The sequence below is a fragment of the Streptomyces sp. ISL-43 genome, assembly GCF_018614195.1.
Classification (GTDB): Bacteria; Actinomycetota; Actinomycetes; order Streptomycetales; family Streptomycetaceae; genus Streptomyces.
Genome location: NZ_JAGGOT010000059.1, coordinates 75,386 through 98,853 on the forward strand (window position 1 = coordinate 75,386; position 23,468 = coordinate 98,853).

The following is a 23,468-nucleotide window of genomic DNA, read 5'->3' on the forward strand; positions in this document are numbered from 1 at the left end:
ACACCTGTGGAGATCCTGCTTTCAATGTCGTGACTCCTGGGGCGTAATGGCCGACCAGTTTTCTCCTATACCGTCCGAAATTCACTTCTGGAGGCGGGGTTAGATGTATCGGTTCTGCAACAGATCCGCGAACATATGCAAATCACCTGGCATGACCCGTCCGCGGATCGCGTCGGCAACTGGCCCGGATCTTGGTCTGCTTGGGAGTGCGTTTCGCGGCAAGGCTTCGGCTGTGCCGCACGCGCCGCCTGTTCGGGCTCGACCTGGACGAAGTCCGCAAGGCGAGTGAACTCCGCTCTCGGCGAGTCGAGGAGGTCTTCGTCGGCGCCGCGAGCGCGTCGAGCAGAGCGTCAGGATCGTCGCTGAGGTGAGGCAGGACCATTAGGGACGTCACAGCCCCGTGCCCCTTTGGGGCACGGGAAATGCACAGGCTGCTTGTCGATACGACTGAGCGGCGCCGGGGCCCGGGTCAACTTCCTGAGATCCAGCCCCCGTTCGGCTAGTTTCAGGTCGGGCCGGCCCAGGATGTCCGGTCGTTCGTCAGGCTCGGCAGCGCAGCATCTGCAGCGGCGGGTTGTCGAGGAAGTCCGCCCAGAAGTCCGCACCGAACTTGCGTACGCCGGCGTCGGAGACCTCCAGCGGGACCCAGGTCACCTCGCTGAATCCGGCCGCCCGCAGAGACTCTTCGTAGACCTCGCGGCGCGGGCAGTTGGTTTCGAACTCGATCGGCTGGGGGTCGAGCAGCGCCGTGATCCGGACTCGCGGTCCGGTTTCGGCCTTCTCGCCGGTCAGCGCGGCGCGAAAGCCGTACTTGTCCAGGGGTGGCCCGTCGAAGCGGTAGTCCGGTGTCTGGTTGAGCAGGAAGAACTCGGCGCCGGGCGCCAGGCTCCGGTGCACGTTGCGGCACATCCGATCCATGGCGGCGACGTCCTCCGCGTAGTTGAGCAGCTGGACTGCCACGGCGACGTCGAACTGCAGCTCAAGGGCGTTGAGTTCGGCCACGTCGCCCACCTCGTAGCGCACACCCAGTGGATCGCGCTCCTCGAACGCCTGTGCCACGGCGATCATTTCACCGGAGATGTCGACTCCGAACACGTCCGCGGCGCCGCGCCGCTTGAACTCCCTGCTGTAGAAGCCGGTGCCGGAGGCCAGGTCGAGGACCGACTTGCCGCGCACGTCCCCGACCATGGCCAGGAAGCTGGGCACCTCCCCGTACTGCGCCAGCGGCAGGGCCTTGAAGCCCTCGAACGCCTCGCCGATCTCGTCGTACTGCTGCACGCTCATCGTGCTGTCCCCCTGTGCTTCGTCGTGTCCTTGGCCTCGGCCCCGCCACCGGGGCGCACCGCGGCCTCTGACGGGCAGTCTTCCCGCACCCCGGCCGACCGCCGTACTGGCAGAAGCCACAAAGATCCGGACGTCGTCCCGGCCTCCTGTACGGGCGGGCGTACGGGTCGAGCGTCGGCGGGGCCACCGACATCCAGATGCCCGTGCCGCCGCCCACGCTCGCGCGTCCGCGTCCGGGCGATTCCAGCCGCGATGCGGGAAGCGCTGGTCCGGGCGGGCGGTCTCCTGTGTGTCCAGTGCCGGAAGCGGGGGACTTCCCGGTCTGCGGAGCGATGGTGGTGTCCGTGCCCGGCTGGTACCGGTCGTCCGCACGCCACGGTGGAGGAGACGGACATGGACGCGATCGTGCTGCTGCGCGAGGACCACAAGAGGGTCGAGAAGCCGTTCGAACAGTTCGAGCGGGACTGCTTCTCCGACATCCGCAAGTCCATGGGACGCCGGCGGCTCACCGAGCTCGGCGAGCAGCTCGAAGCCGAGAAGAAGAAGGCCTCGCGTGTTCCGCTCGCCGTACCGAGCGCGGCCGGCCAGTGACAGACCCTTACAGGCTCCGGCTCCGGCGTGCCACGCAGCTCCGTAGTCCGGTGCTGACGGCGGTGGCGGCCTTTTCGGTGGCGGCGGCGCTGTGCGGGTGCGGGGCACCCGCACCCCGGCTGGAAGGTGCCAGACAGGCAGGCCGGGCCTTCGAGCAGGCGCTCGCGGGCGCGGACTACGTACGGGCATGTGCGCTGCTGGCACCGCAGACCCGGCAGCAGCTCGAAGAGGACCGGCACAAGCCGTGCGCTCCCGCCCTGCAGGGCCAGGAACTGCCGCAAGCCGGCCAGGTGCGCGGCACGGAGGTCTACGGGCGGCAGGCTCTGCTGCGCCTGCTGAACGACACCCTGTTCCTGTCGCAGTTCACCGGCGGCTGGAAAGTGGTCGCCGCGGGCTGCACACCGCAGGGCGATCAGCCCTACCGGTGCTCGCTGAAGGGCGGCTGACGTGCGCTTCCTCTTCATCGCCTGCTTGGCGACGGTCCTGTGCGGGCTGGGTTACTTCATCATGATCGGAGCGCTGGACCGGTGAGCGGCGGGCGGGAGAACCGCGAGGATGGCTTCTGGCGCGACAACAGCCTCACCCTCGCCTTCGGGGGCGCGTTCCTCCTCGTCCTGGCCGGTCAGGCACTCGCGGGGCACGCGGCCTTCAACGAAGACCTCGCCGTCGACGGGCTGCAGCAGCTGACGGTCGGGGAGTACCTGATGTCATCGGACTTCGCCGTCGACGTCACCGAGAACTGGCAGTCGGAGTTCTTGCAGTTCTTCCTCTACATCTTCGGCACCGTCTGGCTCCTCCAACGCGGATCACCCGAATCCAAGGAACTCCACAAGGCGGGAACCGAAAGCGACCAGGAGCAGCGCGTCGGCGACCACGCCCGTGCTGGCTCACCCCGCTGGGCCGGCACGAAGGACTGGCGGCAGAACCTGTACTCGCGCTCCCTGGGGACCGTGATGGCCCTGCTGTTCCTCCTGTCCTGGCTCGCCCAGTCCATCGCCGGGACCGCCGCCTACGACGAGCAGCAACTGCGCCGGCTCCAGCCCCCCATTTCCTGGGTCGCCTACCTGGGTTCGGCCGACTTCTGGGACCGCTCGCTGCAGAACTGGCAGTCCGAACTCCTGGCGGTGGCCGCCATGGCCATCCTCTCCGTCTACCTGCGCCAGCGAGGATCCCCCGAGTCCAAGCCCGTCGGTGCACCACACACTGCCACGGGCGTGGAAGGCTGAACCCCTGTGATGATCCCCAGGCTCCGGCCATGAGCGAACCGAGGTCTTTCGTGAGCAGACCGATCAGCCTTTCGGAAGGCTGTCTTGACGCCCTCCAGCACTGGAGGGAGGCGCGGGAGGTCAATACGGTGATCTTCCGCTTCGCGGATCCCCCCGGTGAGCTGGTGCCGGAGGTGGAGGGCAATCTGACCCATGACGAGTTGGTTCAGGCCCTGCCCGCGGACGAGGCGCGCCTGGTCGTCTACGAGGTGCCCTTCGCCACCCCGGAAGGCGCTCGCAGGCACCAACAGCTGCTGATCTTCTGGACGCCGCCGGGCGCCGGCGGACACGAAGAGGCCTACACGGCCGGCTACACCGCCCTCAAGGAGCACCTGGCGGACGTACACATCCACGTCACGGCCAGACAGACAGATCATCTGGAGTACCAAAGGCTCGTCGGCCTCGACGGCTGAGGTTCTGCGGCCCGGCCCCAGCGCACCGGCAGCCGCCGCGCAGTGTTCCGTGCGGCGGCCGCGCCGGAGTGGGGTGGCCGCAGCAGTCGCAGGGGCCGGCGCTACCGGTCGGGGAGTGTGTGGTGGTGGCCGGGTGTCGCATTCCCGGCAACCTCAGGCCAGGTCAGGCCGAGTCAGGCCACCGTCGGGCCAGGTCAGGCCGGGCCGGCTCAGGCCACGTCAGGCCGAGTCAGCCGGCGAACCCCGGCGTCACCAGACCTGACTCGTACGCGATCACTACCGCGTGGGTCCGGTTCTGCGCTCCGAGCTTGGTCAGCACGTTCCCGACATGCGTCTTCACCGTTTCCAGGCTCACCCTGAGCGACTCGGCGATCTCAGGGTTGGACAGGCCGGTGGCCATCGACCGCAGCACCTCCTCCTCCCGCCCCGTCAGTGCTGCCTTGGGCAACGCCTCGGCGGAACCGAGCGGGCGGGCGGCGACCATCCGGCGCAGCGCCGTCGGGAAGAGGATCGCCTCCCCAGCCGCCACCACCCGCACTGCCTCCGCGATCTGCCGGACCGGAAGCCGTTTGAGGACGAACCCACTGGCCCCCGCGCTGAGCGCGGCGGTGACGTAGCCGTCGTTCTCGAAGGTGGTGATCACCACGACCTTCGGTGGTTCGGCCGACTCGGCCAGCAGCTGCCGGGTGGCCTCGATCCCGTTGAGACGCGGCATCCGCACATCCATCAGGACCACGTCCGGCCGCAGCCGCCGAGCCTGCTCGACCGCTTCAACGCCGTCGGCGGCTTCCCCGATCACCGCGATCCCGGGCTGTGCCGCGAGCAACGTGCGTAGACCACTGCGGGTCACCTCGTCGTCGTCCGCGATCAGGAGTGTGACGGGGGTGTTGGCAGCTGAGCTCGCGTCAGGGCTGGTCGTGACGACTTCGCACACGTCAGGGCCGATCACGCGGACAATCGTATCGGCAGTCGGACCGTCAACCGCCAGTGCTGCGGCCCGTCCGGGCCGGCCTCGATCTCACCGTGCAGCAGCCGTACGCGCTCGGCCAGGCCGGGCAGACCGTGCCCGGAGGTCGGGAAGGCACCCGGGCTCGTGCCGGTACCGGTACCCGTTCCCGCCCCGGTCCGGTTGACCACGCTGAGCTCCAGCCCGTCCGGCGCGGCCGCCACCCGTACCTCGATCGGACCGCCCGCCCCGTGCCGCAACGCGTTCGTCAGACCCTCCTGGAGGATCCGGTACGCCGCCCGGGAGAGCGTCGCCTGGACCCGCGCCGGCTCGCCCGACATCTCCGGCTCCACCACCGCGCCCGCGTGCCGCAACCGGTCCAGCAGCTCGGGCAGGTCGGCCAAGGTCCGGGTCGGCGCTGTCTGTGCCTTCTCCTCGCGCAGCACGCCCAGCACGTAGTCCAGGTCCTCCAGCGCGGCCCGGGTCGACTCCTCGATGCTGCGCAGGGCGGCCCGGGCCGCCGCCGGGTCGGCGGAGAGCACTTCGCCCGCAACCGCCGCCTGGATCGTGGTCGCGGTCAGCGTGTGCCCGATCGAGTCGTGCAACTCGTGGGCCAGTCGGTTACGTTCGGCCAGCCGCAGCTCCCGCTCGGCCGCCAGCGCGAGCCGCTCGGCCGACGAAGGCCCCAACAACCTTGGCGCCAGCCACCGCAGTGCGTTCGTCACCACCGCGCACACAGCCGCCGCGAGCACCACGCAGCCGAGCGCCACCGCCCAGCTGCCCCAGCCGTCCGTCACCCGGACCGACCAGCCGAACAGACTCACCCCCGCCTCGGCGTCGATCCAGTTCCCCGGCAGGACCAGGCCCGCGACGATCAGCACGCCGCTCACCAGCGCCCCCGTCCACCCCAGTGCCACGTGCAGCAGCAGCCAGAGCGGAGTCCGCCAACGGTCGTCGCCGGAAGGCACGGTGGGGGCCTGTACGACGGGGGCCGTCCCAGTGCCGGGTGAGCTCGCGGGCCGACGTGCGGCCACCGGATCCGGCAACGGCACGCTCAGCAGTCGACGGGCGCACGCGATCAGCACCCGTCGTGTGGTGCGGGCCAGTCCGATCACGCCGATCAGTGCCGCCCAGACCAGCAGGGTCAGGACGACCTGCACTCCATAGGGAGCGGATCCCCACGCCAGCACCGGAAGCAGCGCGAAGGGCAGCAGCGGAAGGCTCGCCAACGCGCCGCAATAGGCGAACAGCACACCCGAATACGTGGAGCCGCGCAGCAGCGACCGGATTCCCGTGATCATAGTCGGCCAGTATGGCGGGGAGGTTCACCGGTGACCTCCCCCGATCGAGGGAGCACCTTCTCCCGTCTTCCGGCGATGCGCAGCCGACACCCCGCAGACCAGGATCGTGTCCTGCCCAGTTGACGGAAGGACGGATGATGAACACGCAAGGGACAGGGACGTCGCCGAATCACAAGGCGCCGGCCGAGGCGGTGTCGACTTGGACGACGTCAACGCCGAATAGGGCGGCGCTCAGTCAGTCGGCATCGACCTGGGCCGCTGAGGCAGGCCCGCCTTTCCCCAGCCCCCAGGACCCCGGCTACGACGACGGCATGCGGACTCCGGTCGGCAGGCACGGCCCGGCCGTGGCCGCCATGGTGCTGGGCGTCATCAGCTTGATGACCTCGATCGTCTTCGTCGGCGGCCTGCTCGGCGGCATCGGCCTGATCCTTGGCATCGTCGGACTGAGGACGGCCAAGCGGACCGGCATCGGCCGGGGGAAGGCCATCACCGGCGTGGTGACGTCGGCCATCGCGATCGTGGTGTCGATCTTGGTCGCCGTCTTCATGGTCTGGTACGCCAACCAGACGCAGGAGTGCTACCAGCCCGACAGCTTCCAGCAATACAAGCAGTGCGTCCACCAGCAGCTCGCCGGAAACTGACCGGCGGCCGGTAGCGCGGTCGGCGCCGCCCCGGCTCGGAGCACCGTCGCAAGCCCAAGCCGTGAGCCCATCCTGGCGATGGACTCGCCAACCTCCCACGCACAAAAGGGCGGAAGGACCGGTCACCTCTCCCCAGCAAGGACGAGCGTCATCGTGCGAAACAGACGAACATCATCTCTTCTGGCTGTCGGCATCGCAGCGACTTTCGTTTCAGCGCTGACACCCGCCACGACCTTCGCCGCATCCCAGTCCTCTGCGGCCAAGGACGCTCTGCGGCAGTTCACGCAGCAGAAGCCGCGCTGGCGGCAGTGCGACACGGGGAGTCCCGCCACCTATCAGTGCGCGACTCTCAAGGTGCCGCTCGACTACAGCGATCCCGGTGGCCGGAAGATCGATATAGCGGTATCCCGACTGAGGGCAAGCAATGCAGGGGAACGCCGCGGCGTTCTGCTGCTCAACCCCGGCGGCCCTGGGGGGCCGGGCCTGAATCTGCCCGTCGCCCCGGAATTGGAACTCCCCGAGGAAGTGAGGAGGCAGTACGACCTCATCGGGTTCGACCCGAGGGGCGTCGGGCAGAGCTCGCCCGTCAGCTGTGGTCTGACCGACGGCGAGCAGAACTTTGAACGCCCGTACAGGGCCGAGACGTTCGCGAAGGATGTGGAGTGGGCACGTACGGTGGCCGACAAGTGCCGGGCCAAGGGGGGTGACATGCTGCGGCACCTCACCACCCGCAACACCGCTCGCGATATGGACGTCATCCGTGCCGTGCTGGGAGAGAAGAAGATCTCCTATCTGGGGTTCTCCTACGGCACTTACCTCGGCGCCGTCTACACGCAGATGTTTTCCCGACGAACCGACCGGTTCGTGCTGGACAGTGCAACCGACCCCGCGCGGATCTGGCGGGGAGTGCTTGGGCTGTCCTGTGCGCCGACACCCGTACGTGGCCGCGCGACCCCGAGCAGTACCGCCGCGAAGCGATCCGCGACAGGGCCCGGTATCCGCTGTACGGCGATTTCGCGTCCGACATCAAGCCGTGTGCCTTCTGGAAGCAGGGCAGCGAGCCCGCGACAACGGTGAACAACGAGGTCGGTGCACTGATCCTGCAGAACGAGTGGGACCCCGGAACGCCCCTGGCCGGCGGCCAGGGCATGCACCGGGCTTTGCGCGGCTCGCGAATGGTCACGGTCGCCGGGGGAGAGGGGCACATCGTCTACGGCTCCAACTCCTGTGCGGACAAGAGCCTCACGGTGTATCTGACCACGGGCAGTCTCCCAACCAAGGACCTGACCTGCCACGCTCCTCATGGCGTGATCGTTCGTGGAACCGTGCCTGACGGATCTGGGTGAGCGGCTGATGCCGGACGAGTTATGGCGCGAGATCCGGCACCGCATCGCCCGCAAGGGCATCGACCCCTCATCGAAGCTCGGCCGCCGGCGATGGGTCGTTGCGAGGATCGCGTCCCGGCTCGCCGACTTGCCGCCGACTTCACCGTCGCTGCGAGCCGGAACACTTCCTCGCCTTCGTCGGCATCGCCAGGTCCAGTCGAGCACAGCTGGAGCTGACCGGCGATGGCCGACGAAACGAAGCCGTTGGAACAACGTCTTACCGGGTTCGGGCGCAGCTCCGTTACCGCGGCGTACCGGCCGTCACTTCTTGCACAGGGCGGTGTCGAGGACGGCGTCGGCGTCGGTGTAGCCCGTCGGGGTGGGCGCCATGTTGGCGGTGACGACGATCGTGGCGGCGCGGCCGTCATCCGTGACACCGGGGACCGTGTGGTAGCCGGGAGTGTCACCGCCGTGGCCCCACATCACGCCGCCACAGCTCAGCGGCGTACTGGCCAGCCCCAGTCCGTATTGCCCGCCGACCCCCGTGACGGGACCGTCGGGGATCTCGACGGTGGTACGCATCTGCGCGAGCTCCGAGGGCTGCAGGAGCTCGCCGCCGATCAGGGCGGAGAAGAAGCGGTTCAGGTCGCTGGGGGTGGAGATCAGCTGCCCGGCGGCCCAGCCCCAGGAGGGGTCCAGTTCCGTGACGTTCTCCAGCGGCGCTCCGGGCTTCGCCGCGTGGTAGCCCTGGGGGTGGGCCTCTCGGATGTGTTCGTCGCCCACGCCGGGGAAGTAGGTGTGGCGCAGCCCGATGCGGTCGATGACCCGCTGGGTGATCTGCTCGGCCAACGGCCGGCCGGTGACCTTCTCGATGAGCAGCCCGGCCACGATGTAGTTGGTGTTGCTGTACGACCACCTGGCCCCGGGGGCGAACTCCGACTTGTGGGCCAGTGCCGTGTCGAGCAGATCGCGGGGCTGGTAGTACCTGTGACGGTCCTTGCCGAGGACGGCCTCCAGCATGGAGTCGGTGTAGTTGGGGAGTCCGCTGGTGTGCTGGAGGATCTGACGCACCGTGATGTTGTTGCCGTCGATACCCTCGCCGCGCACCAGGTTGGGCAGGTATCGCTCGATGGGGGAGTCGAGGGCGACCTTGCCCTCGCCGACCAGTTGCAGGACGACCGTGGCGGTGAACGTCTTGGTGTTGCTGCCCGCCCGTACTTGCCCGTCCACCGGCACCTTCGCCCCGGTCCTCAAGTCTCCGACGCCGGCGGTGTAGTTGCGGGTGCGCCCGTCGCGGTCGACGGTGGCGACCAGAGCGGCGGGGAACCGGTCCTCGGTCACCAGCCGCTCCAGGCGCTTGCTCACGACATCGCGAGAGCCGTGGGACTCTGCTGCCGCGGGCAACGTGCCGACTACGGCCAGGGCGGCAGCCACCACCGCTACCGCCGCGACAGCCCGCCGAGGCCTGGACAGTGATGTCGCGTGAACACGCCGGAGCTTCTGAGAACGGTCGGACATGGGTGGACTCCCCTTGCGTAGCCTGCTGGTTGCACCGGAAAACCGGATGCGTCCAGCCTGCGTGTCCAAGATCCACCGATCCAACCAGCCAGCACGCCCATGCAACGTAGGGTCAACCCCCCGGCTCCTTGGGGGCTGTCGGCACCCTTGTCCGGCCGTATCTCCTCGTCCTTGGCGGCCGCGACCAACGAGTCCGTCCGTGCGCGATCGCCGGGAGTGCCGCGCCGAGGCCGAGGAGTCACGGCAGTCCTTCGCGCCTGACGAGGCCGGATGTGCCCGGCCCGCGCGCCGTCAGGTGGCGCCGCCGGGTGCGGAGATGGCGAGCAGTGCCGCGCGCGTGGCCTCGCACAGTTCGTCGTCCAGCGGGACGGAGCGCCGGCTTCCGTGCTTGACGGGCCGCTCGTCGGTGTCGAGGAACCTCCTCAGCGCGGGCTCCGCCGGGGCGGCGTCCGCGCCGATCCGGGCCAGCAGCTTCACCGACTCGACGACCGACCGGGAGGCGCGCCCCCGCTCCGCGGACGGTGTGATCGCCTCGACGAGGGCCGGGACGACCTCGTCGGCCCGCCCGGTGATCCGCCACAGCGCCTCGCCGACGCGCAGCGGCAGCCAGCCCTGCTCGTGCACGGCGAGGAGCTCGCGCAGCCGTCCGACGTACGGGGTGCCCGCCGGCCCCAGTTCACCCAGCAGCGTGACGGCGCTGTCCCGGCCGTACGGCTCGTCCAGGTGCGGAAGCAGCAAGGTGAGCGCGGGCTCCCGGTCGCCGGTCAATCGCCCGTACGCGAGTTTCAGGGAGCTCGACGCCAACGGCCGGCCTTCGGGCGGGGTGTCGAGCAGGGCGCGCAGCCGCTCGCCGGGCACGGCCTCGGCCGCGGCCGGACCGATCGCGGCGAGGGCGTCCAGCGCCCACACCGCGCAGTCGGAGTCCAGGAGGCCGAGCAGGTCCGGGATAGCGGGGGCCGCCGCGGCACCCCAGTGCTCCAGCAGCCGGCAGAGCCCGCGCCGGTCGTCGAGGGTGGAGGCGGCGGCGAGCCGGGCCCTCAACGGGGGCAGCAGCACGTCGGCGTGGGCACTCAGCTCTCCGGCGACCTCGATCAGGCTCAGCTTGTACGTCCACCAGCCGTCGCCGTAGGACTCGTGGTACGCGAACCCGAGCTGCTCCCCGGCCAGGCGCCGCGCCAACGGTGGTACGCACCGCACGTCGCCGAGTCGGGACAGTGCCCACATCTCGTGGGACCGGGCGGGCAGGTAGGGCTCGCCCTCGTCCGTCACCATGGCCGCCAGGGCGTCGGCCCAGGGGCGGGCGGCGTGCCCGCACATGCCGAGGACCCGGGCGGCGAAGAGCCGGTTGTCGGACTCGGGGTCGGACAGTGAACGGGCCACGGCCGGTAGCAGATCCGGTACGGCGGAGCGCCGACGGCTGAGGGCTTGGGCGGCCGCCTCCAGCGCGCCCGCGCGCACGGAGGGGTCCGGGTGTCCGAGCAGCTTGTGGGTCGCGTCGGCCAGGCCCGCCCGGTCTTCCCGCAGCAGGCCGACGGCCCAGACGACCGTCCGGGGGCCGGGGGCGCCGCCCGGCCGCCACGTCGCCGGTTCACTGCCGGACAGCACGTCGGACACCGTCCGCGCGTACGCGGCGTCGCCCTGCCCCGGCAGCGCGTGGCGCAGGGCCTGTACGGCGGCGAGGCGTACGGAGGGCTCGGCGTCGTCCATGAGTTCCCGCAGCCAGCCGAGGGAGTCGCCCCGCAGTTCATCGGCGTGGGCGGTCAACGAGCCGACAGAGTCGATGAGCCGGAGCCGCGTCTGCGGTCCGGGCTCCACGGCCCACCGTGCCCGCAACGCCGAGATCACCTCGTCGGCCCGGTGGCGGGCCTCGGCGAGGGCGCTCGCGACGGCGGTGCGGATCACGGCCACGGGGTCGTCGAGCAGCGGCAGCAGGTCCGCCACCGCCAGGTCCCACGCGGCGGGCCAAGCCGAAGTGACGAAGTGGGGTCTCGCGGTGTTCGCCGCGTCAGCCAGAGCGCCGACGAGGCAGAGGAGGTCCAGGCGGACGTCCGTGGCGATGGCCGGGTCCGCGGCGGCCGCGATGACGTAGGGAAGAGCGGCCGGAGCCGAGGAGTAGACGCCGCCGCCCTGATGGTGGACGTGCGTGAACAGAACCTCGGCAGCGTCGGCGGCCTTGTCCAGCCGGTAGAGATCCCGCAACAGGCCGGGCACGTCCTCGGCCGTACCGTAGGCATGCTTCAGCGCATGCCAATCGACGGCGTCGAGTCGCGCGAGAGCGTCGCTCATCGGTGGCCCTCTTCGACCTGGCGCGAGCCCACGAAACCGCCCTGGCGGGCCGGGCACGTCGCGAGGCCGAAGAAATGCGTCAGCTTCTCGGTCATGCCACGGATTCTTCCGGACAAGGATTCCGTACCGGAGGGCGGGCCGGCGAGCGGTCCGCTCATCACCACGGGCAGTGCCTCATCGCACAGGCGGCCACGCCGCAGGAGGCAGTGGCGGCAGCGGTACGCGAGCCGCCCTCCGGCCTCGGGCCTGTCACGTCTGGGGCATTCCCCACCCAGAACCGGCGTGCACTCGGTTCATGCGCTCCGTAGCTACGGTCACGGCCGTGGCAGTGGCGAGCGCGGCGCGCATCAGTCCACGGAACGAACGACAACCGGCACCTCACCTGCAGGATCTCCGCAATCCCGCCGAAGCCGCGTGCGTGGCATGATCACGTCGATGGTGATCGTTTCCGAGGGGGAGAACATGACCGCACAGCCGAAGACCGCCCGCAGGGCGCTGCTCACCGGCGCCGTGGCCGGACTGGCCGCCGGGGCCGCCGTGATGACCACCGGAGGGACGGCCGCCGCCGCGGCCACGGCCGCGGGCACTCCCGACTGGTTCGACGTGAAGACGTACGGGGGAGCGATCGGCGACGGCGCGACGGACGACGCCCCCGCGATCCAGCGGGCGCTGGACGCGGCGGCCGCCGCGGGAGGCGGCACCGTCTACTTCCCTGTCGGGAAGCACCTGGTCAAGCCCACCCCCGGACAGCCGGCCCTCGCCGTCAAGGGCGACGGCATCCGCCTCGCCGGCGCCGGCGCCAAGGCGGCCACCCTGATCAAGGGCGGCGACGGCATCCTGCTGCGGATGTCCGGCACCGGCACCTCCGCCTCCACGGGCTCCACCCACCGCCGCTACTGCTCGGTGGAGAACCTCGGCTTCAACGGCAACCGCAAGACCGGCCTGCTGCTGGAGCTCTACTACAACAACAACTCCTACTTCCGCGACGTCTTCATGTCGTCGAACAACGACATGTGCATCGACGCCGTCGAGTTCTGGGACTCCCGCTTCTACAACCTCGTCATAGAGGACAGCACCGGTACCACCGGCAGCACCACCCAGCCCAACATCTGGCTGCGTAACGCCTCCTCCGCCACGGCGGGCACCTGGGGCTACAGCCAGGACAACATCAACCAGATCCATTTCACCGGCTGCCGCATCGAGGCCTTCGGCACCGGCGCGCTGTGGATCGGCCAGGGAGCTGTCACCTCCAACAACCCCAACGGCGTCTACATCACGGACTGCAAGTTCGAGACCTCCCGGATGCAGGGTGGCCCGCACCTGAAGACCGACGCCGGCTGCAAGCACGTCTACGCGACGAACATCTACTGCTACGCGGGCGACTTCGCGGCCGGCACCCCCGCCACCGCACGCAACATCATCAGCTGGGCGGCGAGTTCCAGCGCCCTGGAGAACGTGGTCATCGCCAACAAGGCGGGCAAGGCCACCGTCAACGCGGGCGTGACCCTCTACTCCGGCCCCGGCTCGACGGCGGTGCTGCGCAACGTCGTGGGCCTCTACGGCACCCCGCCGACAGGCACCCACATCTACTACGAGCAGTCGTCCACCGGCGACTTCCGGGTGGAGAACAGCTACGGCAGCAGCGGCGCCCAGGCGACCGGCACGATCCCGGTCAAGAACGCCCCGAACCCGCCGCTGCGGCTGGTCCCGGGCCCCGTCAACGACGCCTCCTTCACCCGCCAGCCACTGGACGGCACGATGGCCGTGGACTCGGTCAACAAGCGCCTGTACGTACGGGTCGGCGGCCAGTGGCTCTGGTCGGCCCTCAACAGCTGATCAACCCGGCCGACCACCGGCCGGTGCCCCGGCTCAGCCGGCCGCGTTCGTCAAGGAGGGCTTCGTGACGGCCTCCCGGGCCGAGACGGTCAGCTCCGCGACGGTGATCGCACGGTCTGCCCTCACGCTCGATCTCGGCGATCCGGATGATCAGGTTGTCGCGGATCCCGACCAGCCGTGCCGGCTGGTGTCGGCGTTGAGCACCGACACCGAGTGCGCTCATCGGATGAATACGGCGACGTCAGGGGGCCCAAGGGGGCCTGCGCGCGGGAGGACGTGGTCGGCTGGTCCCGGCGCCCTCGTCGACGGTCTGCGGCAGGTCGGACGGGGGCCGCTGTGCGGAGCGCGTCCGAGGGGGCGCCTCCTGGTGCATGAGGAGGAACCCCTGATGTCCTGGCAGAGCTTCCGAGCGAAAGGTACGGTCCCCGGTCTCCGGCGACCGCACCCGGGCCGGCTCCTGGCCGTGGCCGGCCTGGCAGCCGGCTGCGTGGCGGCGCTCCCGGCCCCGCTCGCCCACGCCGCCGAAAAGCACGTCCCCTGCTCAGTCCCGGCGCTCGTCGAGGCGATCAAGAAGGCCAACGCTTCACCGAACGCCGACACACTGCGCCTGGCCCACAAGTGCACGTACACCCTCACGACACCGGACGGCACCGACGACGCCAACGGCCTGCCGTTGATCACCACCGAGATCACCGTCCACGGCAACGGAAGCACCATCAAACGAAGCTCGCGGGCCGCGACGCCGGACTTCCGCATCCTCGCCGTGTCAGGGGAGGGGAACCTCACCCTGGAAAGGATCACGATCGCCGGGGGAAGGACCTCCGATGCCGCCGATTGCCCGATCGCAACCGACCTGATCTGCGGCGGCGGCATCCTCAACGCAGGAACGCTCGCGCTGCGCGCCAGCCGGGTGACCGGCAACACCGCCACTGGCGACGTCAGCGACGCGGTGCTGGGCGGCGGCATCCACAACGAGGGCACGGCCACGCTCACCAACACGCGGATCGACCGCAATACCGCCACCAACACCGGCTCTGGGCAAGCCGTCGGCGCAGGGGTGAGCAACTTCGGCACCCTCACCGTGAAACACGGCACCATCACCCGCAACACCGCTGCCGCGGCTGGTCTGCAGGCGGTCGGCGGCGGCCTGAGCAACTTCGGCGACGCCTCCGTGACCAAGACGGAGATCAGCGCCAACACGGCGACCAACACGGGCGGAGGGTTCGCGCGGGGCGGCGGCATCGGCAATGCGGGCAGCCTCACCGTGACCGGCGGCTCCGTGCACAAGAACCGTGTCGATTCTCCAGCGGGCATCGTGGGAGGCGCCGGGATCACCAACCGGGCGGGGCTGGAATTGAAAGCCACTTCCGTCAGCGACAACAGGGCCAGCGCATCCAACGGCACCGTCGAAGGCGGTGGCCTGCGCAACGCCCTCGGTGGCACGGCAGAGCTGATCGGCACTCCGGTCAGCGGCAACACGGCCGACGCACCGGGCGGCACCGCGCTGGGCGGCGGTGTCTTCAACGGCGCCGACAGCACGACCGCCCTCGAACGGAGTCCCGTAAAAGCGAACACCGCAAAGGCCTCCGGCGGGAGCGCCGACGGCGGCGGCATCTACAACGAAGCCGTGCTCGGCGCCGTGACACGGACCAGCAGCCGCGTCACGGGCAACAGCCCGAACAACTGCGCCCCGCCCGGAAGAGTGGCCGGCTGCACAGGCTGAGCGAGCCTGCCGGCCAGGGCCTGCGCCCCGCGCGGTGCATGCCCTGGCCACGCGTGCGCGGGTGCCGATGGACTCCTTCCGCTTCTCGAGGTGGACGAGGAATGCGTCCCACTCTTCCTCGGCCGGGGTCCTCGTCCGCTCTGCACCGTCCCCGGCCTGGACCGGGGATCGCGAGAGGTATCGCTGAGGTCCAGTGCGATCCTGCGCACTTGTGCGCCGACACGAGCGCGGGGCTCTGTCACGGAAAGGGACCCGGTTCGGAGTCCGAAGCACGAACCGGCCGTGCTCAGCACGACCGGACCCCACTGGAGGGCGGGCCGACGTCCTCGACACGCTCCTCGACTTCGCCGACGAGGTCGCGGGCGGGACTGCGTACCTCCTGATCGGTCACTCGGCGGGCGCGTACTTCGCGCAGGCCATGGCCGGGAGGCGCCCGGCGCAGGTCGCCGGTCTGGCGCTCGTCTGTCCGTTGCTGCCAGGACTGCGCGACGTCCCCGAGCACCGCGTCGTCGCCGGATCGGGTGGGATCGGTGACCACGTCTTCCGGAGCTACTTCGTGATCCAAACGCCGGAGATGCTCGAGCGGTACGAACGCTACGTCGCCCCCGCCGCCGCGCTCGTCGATCAGGCGGCGCTGGAGCGAATCGGTGAACGGTGGGCGCTCACCCCCGATCACGCGCCGGCCTACCCGGGTCCGACCGTGGTCGTGGCGGGGCGGTCGGACTCGACGGTCGGATATGCCGCCGCTACCGACCTCCTCGACCACTACCCCCACGCCTCGCTAGCCGTCGTCGACGACGCGGGACACGCCCTACTCCACGAGCAACCGGAACTCCTGCGCGCTCTCCTCGCCGAGTGGCTCTCGCGCGTCGAGCGCTCGAGCTGACCCGCAACAGGCTCGGCGCAGATCAGCATGATTGCCGGGTCGAGCCCGGGTGGCATGGAGGGCCGGCACCGACGGCGGCTGGTCCAGGTCCGCGGCGAGTCACCCAGCGGCGGCGGTGCTCAAGCCGCGTGACAGGCGACCCACAAGGACATCCCCTACGGCCTGTACGAGCCGGTGGTCGTAGCGGAGCCTGCCGTCGAGCTCAGCCGCAAGCCGTCATCACCGCTTGACGATCAGATCGAGGACCGCGGCGAGGTGAGCCTTGACTGCCTCATGGTGGTGAAGGGCTTGCGGCGCCGACGCGGCGCTCGGCCGCACGCCTCGGTCCGCGAAGACATAGAGCATGCGCAGCGTGCGCAGGCAGTTGGTGAGGTGTGCGGTAACCGGGGTGCTGATGTGATCGGCTCCGAAGCAGGTGCCGATCGGGTCCAGCCATGTCGTCGCGTCGCGCTCGCTCATATCGGACCGGGTGAGGATACGGGCGACCGCCCTCGCCAGACGGTCGTCCTCCAGCTGGTCGAATACGTGATCGGTGTGCGCCGTCAGCCGGGCGGCGGCGAGGTCCAGCATCCGTACGGGCGCCACCTCGGGGTGGCACCCGAACCGGCCCAGCAGGTCCGCCCCGTGCGCCACCGCGTGGAGCCAGCCGAGCTTCTCGTCGTGGCCGCGCAGGTCCCTCTCGTTCGGATACCACCGCTCGAACGCCGCCACCCAGTCGGCCCGGAAATCCCCCTTGCTCACGAGCATGTCCAGCACGAGGGGGGCGAACGTGCGGGCCTGGATCTCCCGGTCGAAGAAGCGGGCGGTCATCTCGTCTCCCAGCGCCAGCCGCCGGGGTGCGTCGATCACCCCGCGGTCTATCCAGGTCGACAGGACGGAGTACGCCGCTCCGTCCCGGATCAGCGGATCGGGATCCGCCAGGGCGTGGGAGAGGCCTCGCACGAGTTCTTCCATGGGGCGGTCGGCGGGCACGGCGCAGGCTGCGGCTTCGATGCTGTTCCAGTCGATCATGGCGGGCAGACTAGACCCGAACCGCCGTGCCGCGCCGCGAGTTATGGCCGGCGCCGCCTCGTCACCACGATGCCGCGTGTCATCACCACGGTGCCGGGGATCCGGGACGGGAGCGTCTCCTCTCGCGGCTTTTTCGCTGGTCGCGCCCAGGACGAGACGCCGCCAGGGGTTGACGGTCCCCGCTTCTCAGCTTCCGGCGGAAGCATCGCGACTGCGGCGATCGCCATGGCCAGGCCGTGAGGGGACCGGTGCGGGGTTTCGGAGCGTGGGCCGGGACCAGGGCGCGTCGACGCCGCGGGACGTCAGCCCGAGTGCCGCCTCCTGCAGAGCGGTGGCCTGCTCCAGCAGCCCGTCCAGGTAGGACACCACCTCAGCGCCACGGCGCACGGCGAAGGTGTGCCCGTCGGTGAGGAGTGCGGCTTCTCCCTCCTCGAAGAGGCGGGCGACGGCGCCCAGCACGGTCTGGATCTTGAGCTGGTCGGCGTCGGCCATCGCACCGCAGGGTCCGTTGCCTTCATCGGACAGGTGGAGGACGCCGCAGTCCCTCAGGTGCACGATCACGTGCCCGGCGCAGTGGCCCTGGCTGCGCAGCACGCGGACCGAGCCGCCGGCGAAGGTCCAGCCGGTGAATCGAAGCGAGCCGATCCGAATCCGCTCCAGCGCTCGCTCCTCGTAGGTGAGGGTCGTCGCGCCGAAGGGCCGCATCGGATGGAAGAGCGACAGCACTTCGCCGGCCAGTGCGGGTGTCGCCGGCCCGGTGTACGAGGGCGTTGGCGACATCCGGCTGATCGTGCTCGACGTCCAGTTCCTGCCCGAGCACCAGGACGGTCCTGTCGTCGATCTCGATCAGGTCACCGAGCGCGGCCATGGATCCTCCCGCGGTCTCGTCCGGGTCCGGCCCGCCGCGGAGCCGATGGACGCAGGCGACGAGCACGAGGTGCCAGATGCAGTGACGGGCGACGGTGGACTCTGCGCGCCGACCCGTCCCCCCGGTGAGCTTTGCCGCCCGCCTCCCTCGACGATGTCGTCCAGGAGTCCCCTGTCGACGAGCGTACGCCGCGCCGGGCGCGCTGTCCCCGGGACGCCTGCGGCCAGGAGCGCCCCAGGTCGCCCGATCCCGGGTTCCCCACCCAGCGGAGCCGCGCAGACCGCTTGCCGTAGCTTCAGCCCGCGCCGTGCGAGGTACGGCCCAGCACGGCGCGGAGGCGCTCCCGCCCGGCCTCCACGCTCGCCTCCCACAGCCCCGCGTAGAAGTCCAGGTGGGCTTCACGGTCTGGTCCGCCACCTTGCAACCCTAGGAACAGCGGAGCCATGCGCTCGGCGCAGCCGGCTACGTACAGACGGACCGTCTCGCCGCCCTCACCGCGCAGTGTTCCTGCGACGGCCTCCTCGACCGGCATCCGCACAGTCACCCCTCCCCGTAGCACTCCTGCGAGGACATATTCGCAGGCAGGCCAGGCCGTTCCAGCGCCACCTGGAAGCTGGGTATTCTGACGAAATCGCGGCTTCCTGTCCCTCATCGGCAACAGGTGTACGAGGCAGGCAAGGTGAGAGCGATCCTGTCGCGGACTGGGCTCGCAGGCGAGAGTCGAGGGCCGCGGTGAACGACCGACAACGGGGGGACACCATGAACGCTGGCGCCGGCGAGGGCCACAGGAGCTGGAAGGCCTACGTCCTCGGGTCCGCAGCGGTCGTCGCGCTGCTCGCGTCCACGGCGTGCGGACCGAGCGCGACGGATGGTTCGGACGACCGCAAGCCCTCGGACCAGCCGAGCACGAGGCCGAGCCCCGGTTCGAGCAACACAGGTGGCAGTGGCGACAGCGCCACCGCCGCCTGTGCCGAATCCGACCTCTCGGTTTCCGCTACGAACGAGGACAAACAAGGTGAGCCCGTCGAGCACCTTCTCCTCACCGTCACCAACACCGGCGACAAGACGTGCAACGTCTACCGCTACCCCTCCGTGCTGCTCGGTGCCGATGCCCAGGCCATGGTTGCCGTGATCGAGGACAGCGACCCGAAGAAGCTCGCCACCCTCGCTCCGGGCAAGCAGGCGCACGCCGCGCTGCTCGTCAGGGGAGGCCACATGGATGAGTACCAGGCGAACATCATCACCTTCAGACTCCAGGGCCCCGAGCTCGGCGGCAACGGGAGCAAGCCGATCAAGGTCGACTTGCCCGGCCTCGACAAGTTGTGGGCCGATGACGGTGCCCGCGTCACCTACTGGACGACTGCCTCCGGCCATGCCCTGGACTTCATCATGTCGTCCTGACGGAACGCGATCGGGACCACTTCGCTGCGCCCCACCCCGCCCGGAATCCGGGCACACCATGGCGTAAGCGGCGCAGAACATCACCGGGGCCCGATCTGATCCGGAGGGACGTGCCCAGCGGGTGCGTGCGGCAAGGGGCTGCTCTAGCGTCGAATGAGGGAGGGATGCCCTGCCGAGCCGGTCCGGTGCGGGGGTCGGACCCTGTGGCTGTACGCCGGCCGCGTGCGCTCGGCGCCGTTCCCACGTGGCTCCGGCACGCCCAGGTCCCGGGCCGCGCGGCGATCCTGGAGAGCAGGTGTGTCCCATGCGCACGTCGACCCGCACGTCGACCCGTATCGCGGGTGTCCTCGCCGGCCTGGCCCTCGCCCTCGGTGGCGCGGCCCTCACGGCCCCCGCCGCCCACGCAGACGTCAGCGCCTGCATCAACCAAGTAGAGCGGGAGCTAAAGGGAGGCGAGGCTCCGGAAACCGTCCGGGCAGCGTGTTACGGCGGGCTGATCGGCGCAGAAGATGAGTGCGTGTCCGGTCTGACCGCGGACGGCGTGACGAAGGGGACCGCGGAAGCTGCCTGCCGGGCGGCCGCCGAGTAGAAGCGCCAGAACTGCTCCACGCGGCACATGCCCCTCGAAGCCACTCCAACGCGGCTTCCTCCCAGCGGTACGTGAGATGAGCGCCGTACTCGGCCGAACCACCGAAATGCGGCGCCCCTTACCTTGGTGGCGGGTTGATCAGTCACAAACAGGCGATCCTCGCCCTCGCCTCGACGTCCTGTGGGCCCTCATCCGCCGTCACTACACAGCCCTGCCACCGCAACCAGGTCCGGCCGCCGCCCCATGTCTGCCGACCCGCTGAAGGTAGGTTGATCACCAGCTAGCTGGAGGCTACGGGGAGGAGGTTGCGGTGACGGGAATTGAGGTGCCAGAGCCTGAGCGCGACTGGCAGGAAGCCACCAGTCCGCCCTATGGGACCGGCAAGAACCCGGCCCATCAGTGGAGCGTTTGGGAACATTGCTCCCCGCTGTTTCAGATGATCGGAGTGCTGGCGCTGCCAGTGCAGCCCGTGGCCAACCGCTTGCGCTTGCACGTGGAACGTTCGTGGGACGGCCTGGACGCGCTCGACGTCGTGCTGTTCCGGCTGCGGGGCTTCAGCTTTGCCATCAGCAAGCACGACGGCAATCCGATGGGCGTCTCGTATGTGTGGCTCACCGAGCCGAGCGCGGACTCCGACAAGGCTCTGGACACCCTCCTGGAGGTGGTCGGGATCGGCGAGGACGCCGTCGCCTTCCGTGGTGACCCTCACAAAGATCCAACCGCGCAGCCGTCCGCGGCACAGGCGAATGTCCAGCTTGCTCAGGCCCCGGGCAGTACTCCCGAGGCCTCTCCCTGGGCAAGGCTTCGCCGCATCATCGGTATGCCACCGTCCCCTCTGACGTCTGACATTCCGCCTCGCCTGCTTGACAACGACGATGGGGAATCAGTCACAACGCGAGCGAGGCGGGATGAGCGTGAGGTTCCGCCACGGCGCGAAGTCGAGTTGGGTTGAGCCCGACCATTCTCCCTGGTCAGCGGTGCTCATTGGGCTTTCTGCTGATGGATTTCCGCGTCCATGGTTTGGAAAGCTCATTGCGTATGGAGGTCGTCACGGATTGGATCGTCAAGATCAAGACGACGGGGTTGCGCGCTGGACGGGCCCTCAACTGGTAGAGAAGGAAGCGAATGGCATCCATGCTCGACGGCTGCGCGCCCTGGCCCGAGGAGTTCGTCGACCGCTACTGGGCGGCCGGGCACTGGCGTGGCTATACGCTGGACAACCTGCTGCGCGGCTGGGCCCTGCAGTACGGACCGCGGACCGCGCTCGTGTACACCGACAGCGGCAGCGGCACCCGCATCACGTACGCGCAACTGAACCGGCGCGTGGACCGCATGGCCGCCGGGTTCCGGCTGCGCGGCCTCCGGCCCGGGCAACGGGTCGTCGTCCAGCTGCCGAACGTTCCCGAGTTCGTCATCACCGTGTTCGCGCTGATGCGCGCCGGCCTGGTCCCCGTGTTCTGCCCGGTCTCGCACCGCGCGTCCGAGGTGTCCCACGTCGTGCGGGTCGCCCAGGCCGTCGGCTACGTCGGCCCCTCCACGTACCAGGGCTTCGACCACACGGCCATGGTCGCGGACATCGCGGCCCAAGGGCCCTTCCTGCGGCGGGTGTTCACCCTTGAGGCGCCGGGTGCCGCGTCCCCGTACGGCGGCCTTACGACCGACCCGGCGGGCTGCCAGTACAGCCCGCTGGGCTCCATCGACGCCCCGCCCGAGCCGGCGCTTGCCCAGAGCGCCGACCAGGTGGCGTTCTTCCTGCTCTCCGGCGGTACCACCGCGGCGCCCAAGCTCGTTCCGCGCACCCACAACGACTACGCCTACCAGGTGCGGGCCGCCGCCGAGCTGGTGTCGCTCACCGAGAACGACGTGTATCTCGCCGCGCTGCCCGCCGAGTCCAACTTCACGTTCGGCTGCCCCGGCATCGTCGGTACCCTCTCCGTCGGCGGCACCGTCGTCCTGGTCGAGAACCCCGGACCCGCCGAAGGCATCTCGGTCATGGGACGAGAGCGGGTCACCATCACGTCGGTGGTGCCCGCCGTCGCCCAGCTCTGGCTCGACGTACTTCCCACGCTCCAGGCCGACTTGAGCAGTTTGCGCCTCGTACAGATCGGCGGCGCGCCCTTGCGCCGGGCGACCGCCGAAAGGATGGGCCCCGAATTGGGCTGTCGCCTGCAGCAGGTCTTCGGCATGGCTGAGGGGCTGCTCACTCTCACCCGGCCCGCAGATCCGGACGAGACCGTGCTCACCACGCAGGGCCGCCCGCTCTCGCCCGACGATGAGATCCGCATTGTCGACGTCGACGGCAAGGACGTGTCCGACGGGGAGCCCGGCGAACTCCTCGCCCGCGGTCCGTACACCCTGCGGGGCTACTACCGGGCGCCCGACCACAACGCTCGCTCCTTCACCACCGACGGCTACTTCCGCACCGGCGACCTCGCGCGGCGCACCCCGGACGGCAACCTGGTGGTGACCACCGGCCGCCTCAAGGACGTCCCGCTGCGGGATTGACCACGAAGACCCAGACAGCCGGGGGAGCGATCCGTTCCGATACCGCTCGGGGGGGGCATACCGGACCTCCTCCCACGCGGTCGGTGTCACCCGTTCGGCGGCGGGCGCGAGGCTGGTGCGGCCGGACGGGCGTAGACCGGAAGTATGAAGAGATGTGTGCGGACGGCGCTGGCGGCCGGCCTCCTGGCCGTGGGCGTCGCCGCGCTCGGGTACGGCCGCCGTCTCGGCGACCGTACCCGAGCGCGGCGAACGACACCGGCGCCCCTGATTTCAACGGTGATCTGACCGACCGGAGCGTGCCGGTTGCTCCGCAGGGCGCCGCCGCTCCGCGCAGCGACCCCAACTCGTCGAGCCCGCAGACCGTGGAGTCCTACCTCGCGGACATCGTCCTGGACGCCAACAGGGTCTGGACTGACTACTTCAAGCAGCTGGGGCTCGACACGCCGCGCGTAACCTACACGATCATCAGCCCCGGTCAGCCCGCGGCGGAGAGCCAGTGCGCCTACCCGGGCCAGGAGGCGCCGCTCGTAGTCACCGCCGACACCCCGAACGCGTTCTACTGCTCGAAGGACGAGCGGCAAGCCGGTTTCCGCGGCGCGATCTACCTACCGGTGCTCACCATGCAGAAGATGTGGACGGGGACAGTCCTCGGCCGTCCGTCCAAGACGGGCGGAGACTTCGCCGCCGCCATCATCACGGCCCACGAGTTCGGCCACCACATCGTCGACGAGCTACGGCTTCAGTACAAGGAGAAGGGCTTCACCTACCCCGAGTTCACAGCGCCGTGGACCGAGCTGATCGCGGACTGCATGGCGGGCGTGTGGGCGGCGACCGCCTACCGGTCGGGATACCTCGACGACGGCGACTTCGCCGAGGCGGAAGCCGCTCTGGAGGCGATCGGCGACGCCCCGGGCGGTCCGGCAGACCACGGCACGCCCGAGGAGCGCGTGCGGGCTCTGCGCATCGGCTACAGCGGCACGGGCAGCTACGGACCGGGACAGCCGATCGCCTGCACGTCCACGTATGGGAAGTAGTCCACCTGCGGTGTGCACAGGGATACGGCTTCACCGCAGGCCGCC

At 69.8% G+C, this 23,468-nt stretch carries 21 protein-coding genes and 1 pseudogene; 14 read left to right on the forward strand and 8 right to left on the reverse strand.

Annotated elements, in window-relative coordinates; translation table 11 throughout:
• Window positions 1-540 precede the first annotated feature (540 nt).
• Window positions 541-1,284, reverse strand: a complete 744-nt coding sequence (locus J7F03_RS30955; protein ID WP_214955311.1) for a class I SAM-dependent methyltransferase — start codon at window positions 1,282-1,284, stop codon at window positions 541-543.
• A 393-nt stretch (window positions 1,285-1,677) separates the two neighbouring features.
• Here J7F03_RS30955 and J7F03_RS30960 point away from each other — a divergent pair, with 393 nt between their 5' ends.
• The 4 genes from J7F03_RS30960 to J7F03_RS30975 all read left to right on the forward strand — a co-directional run bounded on the left by J7F03_RS30960 (window position 1,678) and on the right by J7F03_RS30975 (window position 3,553).
• Complete coding sequence (locus J7F03_RS30960; RefSeq protein ID WP_214955313.1) at window positions 1,678-1,875, forward strand: hypothetical protein; 198 nt, start codon at window positions 1,678-1,680, stop codon at window positions 1,873-1,875.
• Between the two features lie 50 nt (window positions 1,876-1,925).
• Window positions 1,926-2,321: a hypothetical protein gene (locus J7F03_RS30965; protein WP_308380026.1), complete on the forward strand. Its 396-nt coding sequence runs from the start codon at window positions 1,926-1,928 to the stop codon at window positions 2,319-2,321.
• An 81-nt stretch (window positions 2,322-2,402) separates the two neighbouring features.
• On the forward strand, window positions 2,403-3,101 hold the full coding sequence (locus J7F03_RS30970; protein ID WP_214955315.1) for a DUF6766 family protein: 699 nt from the start codon (window positions 2,403-2,405) through the stop codon (window positions 3,099-3,101).
• Between the two features lie 50 nt (window positions 3,102-3,151).
• On the forward strand, window positions 3,152-3,553 hold the full coding sequence (locus J7F03_RS30975; protein ID WP_214955317.1) for a cofilin family protein: 402 nt from the start codon (window positions 3,152-3,154) through the stop codon (window positions 3,551-3,553).
• Between the two features lie 229 nt (window positions 3,554-3,782).
• Here J7F03_RS30975 and J7F03_RS30980 read toward each other — a convergent pair whose 3' ends face one another.
• Together J7F03_RS30980 and J7F03_RS30985 are read right to left on the reverse strand one after the other, a co-directional pair.
• Complete coding sequence (locus J7F03_RS30980; RefSeq protein ID WP_374104412.1) at window positions 3,783-4,502, reverse strand: response regulator; 720 nt, start codon at window positions 4,500-4,502, stop codon at window positions 3,783-3,785.
• Window positions 4,499-5,800, reverse strand: coding sequence for a sensor histidine kinase (locus J7F03_RS30985; protein WP_214955319.1), 1,302 nt, complete (start codon window positions 5,798-5,800; stop codon window positions 4,499-4,501). The genes J7F03_RS30980 and J7F03_RS30985 overlap by 4 nt, the downstream gene beginning before the upstream one ends.
• A gap of 311 nt (window positions 5,801-6,111) precedes the next feature.
• Between J7F03_RS30985 and J7F03_RS30990 the strand changes: the two genes are divergently transcribed.
• Window positions 6,112-6,441 carry a DUF4190 domain-containing protein gene (locus tag J7F03_RS30990; RefSeq protein WP_251072736.1) on the forward strand — a complete coding sequence of 110 codons (330 nt, stop codon included), beginning with the start codon at window positions 6,112-6,114 and terminating at the stop codon, window positions 6,439-6,441.
• Window positions 6,442-6,594: 153 nt separating this feature from the next.
• A pseudogene (locus tag J7F03_RS30995) lies at window positions 6,595-7,787 on the forward strand (alpha/beta hydrolase).
• A 300-nt stretch (window positions 7,788-8,087) separates the two neighbouring features.
• On the opposite strand, the gene J7F03_RS31000 reads toward J7F03_RS30995, so the two are convergent.
• Window positions 8,088-9,284, reverse strand: a complete 1,197-nt coding sequence (locus tag J7F03_RS31000; protein WP_214955320.1) for a serine hydrolase — start codon at window positions 9,282-9,284, stop codon at window positions 8,088-8,090.
• A gap of 291 nt (window positions 9,285-9,575) precedes the next feature.
• The gene (locus J7F03_RS31005; protein WP_214955322.1) at window positions 9,576-11,570 is read right to left on the reverse strand and encodes a hypothetical protein; all 1,995 of its coding nucleotides are present in this window, start codon (window positions 11,568-11,570) and stop codon (window positions 9,576-9,578) included.
• 435 nt (window positions 11,571-12,005) lie between these two features.
• Between J7F03_RS31005 and J7F03_RS31010 the strand changes: the two genes are divergently transcribed.
• The 3 genes from J7F03_RS31010 to J7F03_RS31020 all read left to right on the forward strand — a co-directional run bounded on the left by J7F03_RS31010 (window position 12,006) and on the right by J7F03_RS31020 (window position 16,015).
• Window positions 12,006-13,406: a glycoside hydrolase family 55 protein gene (locus J7F03_RS31010; protein ID WP_214955324.1), complete on the forward strand. Its 1,401-nt coding sequence runs from the start codon at window positions 12,006-12,008 to the stop codon at window positions 13,404-13,406.
• 673 nt (window positions 13,407-14,079) lie between these two features.
• Window positions 14,080-15,129 (forward strand): hypothetical protein, encoded by a 1,050-nt coding sequence (locus J7F03_RS31015; RefSeq protein WP_214955326.1) that lies wholly within the window; start codon window positions 14,080-14,082, stop codon window positions 15,127-15,129.
• 211 nt (window positions 15,130-15,340) lie between these two features.
• Window positions 15,341-16,015, forward strand: a complete 675-nt coding sequence (locus J7F03_RS31020; protein ID WP_308380027.1) for an alpha/beta fold hydrolase — start codon at window positions 15,341-15,343, stop codon at window positions 16,013-16,015.
• Between the two features lie 219 nt (window positions 16,016-16,234).
• On the opposite strand, the gene J7F03_RS31025 is transcribed toward J7F03_RS31020, so the two are convergent.
• The 3 genes from J7F03_RS31025 to J7F03_RS31035 form a co-directional block, all read right to left on the reverse strand.
• Window positions 16,235-17,026: a DUF2785 domain-containing protein gene (locus tag J7F03_RS31025; RefSeq protein ID WP_214955328.1), complete on the reverse strand. Its 792-nt coding sequence runs from the start codon at window positions 17,024-17,026 to the stop codon at window positions 16,235-16,237.
• Between the two features lie 186 nt (window positions 17,027-17,212).
• Window positions 17,213-17,806 (reverse strand): hypothetical protein, encoded by a 594-nt coding sequence (locus J7F03_RS31030; RefSeq protein WP_214955330.1) that lies wholly within the window; start codon window positions 17,804-17,806, stop codon window positions 17,213-17,215.
• Window positions 17,807-18,189: 383 nt separating this feature from the next.
• On the reverse strand, window positions 18,190-18,426 hold the full coding sequence (locus J7F03_RS31035) for a hypothetical protein (RefSeq protein ID WP_214955332.1): 237 nt from the start codon (window positions 18,424-18,426) through the stop codon (window positions 18,190-18,192).
• 227 nt (window positions 18,427-18,653) lie between these two features.
• Here J7F03_RS31035 and J7F03_RS31040 point away from each other — a divergent pair, with 227 nt between their 5' ends.
• The 5 genes from J7F03_RS31040 (at window position 18,654) to J7F03_RS31060 (ending at window position 23,423) form a co-directional block, all read left to right on the forward strand.
• Window positions 18,654-19,295, forward strand: a complete 642-nt coding sequence (locus J7F03_RS31040; protein WP_214955334.1) for a DUF4232 domain-containing protein — start codon at window positions 18,654-18,656, stop codon at window positions 19,293-19,295.
• 304 nt (window positions 19,296-19,599) lie between these two features.
• A complete protein-coding gene (locus J7F03_RS31045) occupies window positions 19,600-19,884 on the forward strand; it encodes a hypothetical protein (RefSeq protein WP_214955336.1) in 285 nt (94 codons plus the stop codon).
• A gap of 310 nt (window positions 19,885-20,194) precedes the next feature.
• A complete protein-coding gene (locus J7F03_RS41460; RefSeq protein WP_251072737.1) occupies window positions 20,195-20,836 on the forward strand; it encodes a hypothetical protein in 642 nt (213 codons plus the stop codon).
• 173 nt (window positions 20,837-21,009) lie between these two features.
• Window positions 21,010-22,389: a (2,3-dihydroxybenzoyl)adenylate synthase gene (locus J7F03_RS31055; protein WP_251072738.1), complete on the forward strand. Its 1,380-nt coding sequence runs from the start codon at window positions 21,010-21,012 to the stop codon at window positions 22,387-22,389.
• Window positions 22,390-22,685: 296 nt separating this feature from the next.
• Window positions 22,686-23,423: a neutral zinc metallopeptidase gene (locus J7F03_RS31060; protein WP_214955338.1), complete on the forward strand. Its 738-nt coding sequence runs from the start codon at window positions 22,686-22,688 to the stop codon at window positions 23,421-23,423.
• Window positions 23,424-23,468: the final 45 nt, after the last annotated feature.

Coding starts and splice junctions, on each gene's coding strand:
- J7F03_RS30985 (WP_214955319.1), bottom strand. CDS start 5,800: ATGATCACGGGAATCCGGTCGCTGCTGCGCGGCTCCACGTATTCGGGT.
- J7F03_RS31030 (WP_214955330.1), bottom strand. CDS start 17,806: ATGTCGCCAACGCCCTCGTACACCGGGCCGGCGACACCCGCACTGGCC.
- J7F03_RS30990 (WP_251072736.1), top strand. CDS start 6,112: ATGCGGACTCCGGTCGGCAGGCACGGCCCGGCCGTGGCCGCCATGGTG.
- J7F03_RS31025 (WP_214955328.1), bottom strand. CDS start 17,026: ATGATCGACTGGAACAGCATCGAAGCCGCAGCCTGCGCCGTGCCCGCC.
- J7F03_RS31035 (WP_214955332.1), bottom strand. CDS start 18,426: ATGCCGGTCGAGGAGGCCGTCGCAGGAACACTGCGCGGTGAGGGCGGC.
- J7F03_RS31055 (WP_251072738.1), top strand. CDS start 21,010: ATGGCATCCATGCTCGACGGCTGCGCGCCCTGGCCCGAGGAGTTCGTC.
- J7F03_RS31005 (WP_214955322.1), bottom strand. CDS start 11,570: ATGAGCGACGCTCTCGCGCGACTCGACGCCGTCGATTGGCATGCGCTG.
- J7F03_RS31045 (WP_214955336.1), top strand. CDS start 19,600: ATGCGCACGTCGACCCGCACGTCGACCCGTATCGCGGGTGTCCTCGCC.
- J7F03_RS30955 (WP_214955311.1), bottom strand. CDS start 1,284: ATGAGCGTGCAGCAGTACGACGAGATCGGCGAGGCGTTCGAGGGCTTC.
- J7F03_RS30960 (WP_214955313.1), top strand. CDS start 1,678: ATGGACGCGATCGTGCTGCTGCGCGAGGACCACAAGAGGGTCGAGAAG.
- J7F03_RS31000 (WP_214955320.1), bottom strand. CDS start 9,284: ATGTCCGACCGTTCTCAGAAGCTCCGGCGTGTTCACGCGACATCACTG.
- J7F03_RS31010 (WP_214955324.1), top strand. CDS start 12,006: ATGGTGATCGTTTCCGAGGGGGAGAACATGACCGCACAGCCGAAGACC.
- J7F03_RS31040 (WP_214955334.1), top strand. CDS start 18,654: ATGAACGCTGGCGCCGGCGAGGGCCACAGGAGCTGGAAGGCCTACGTC.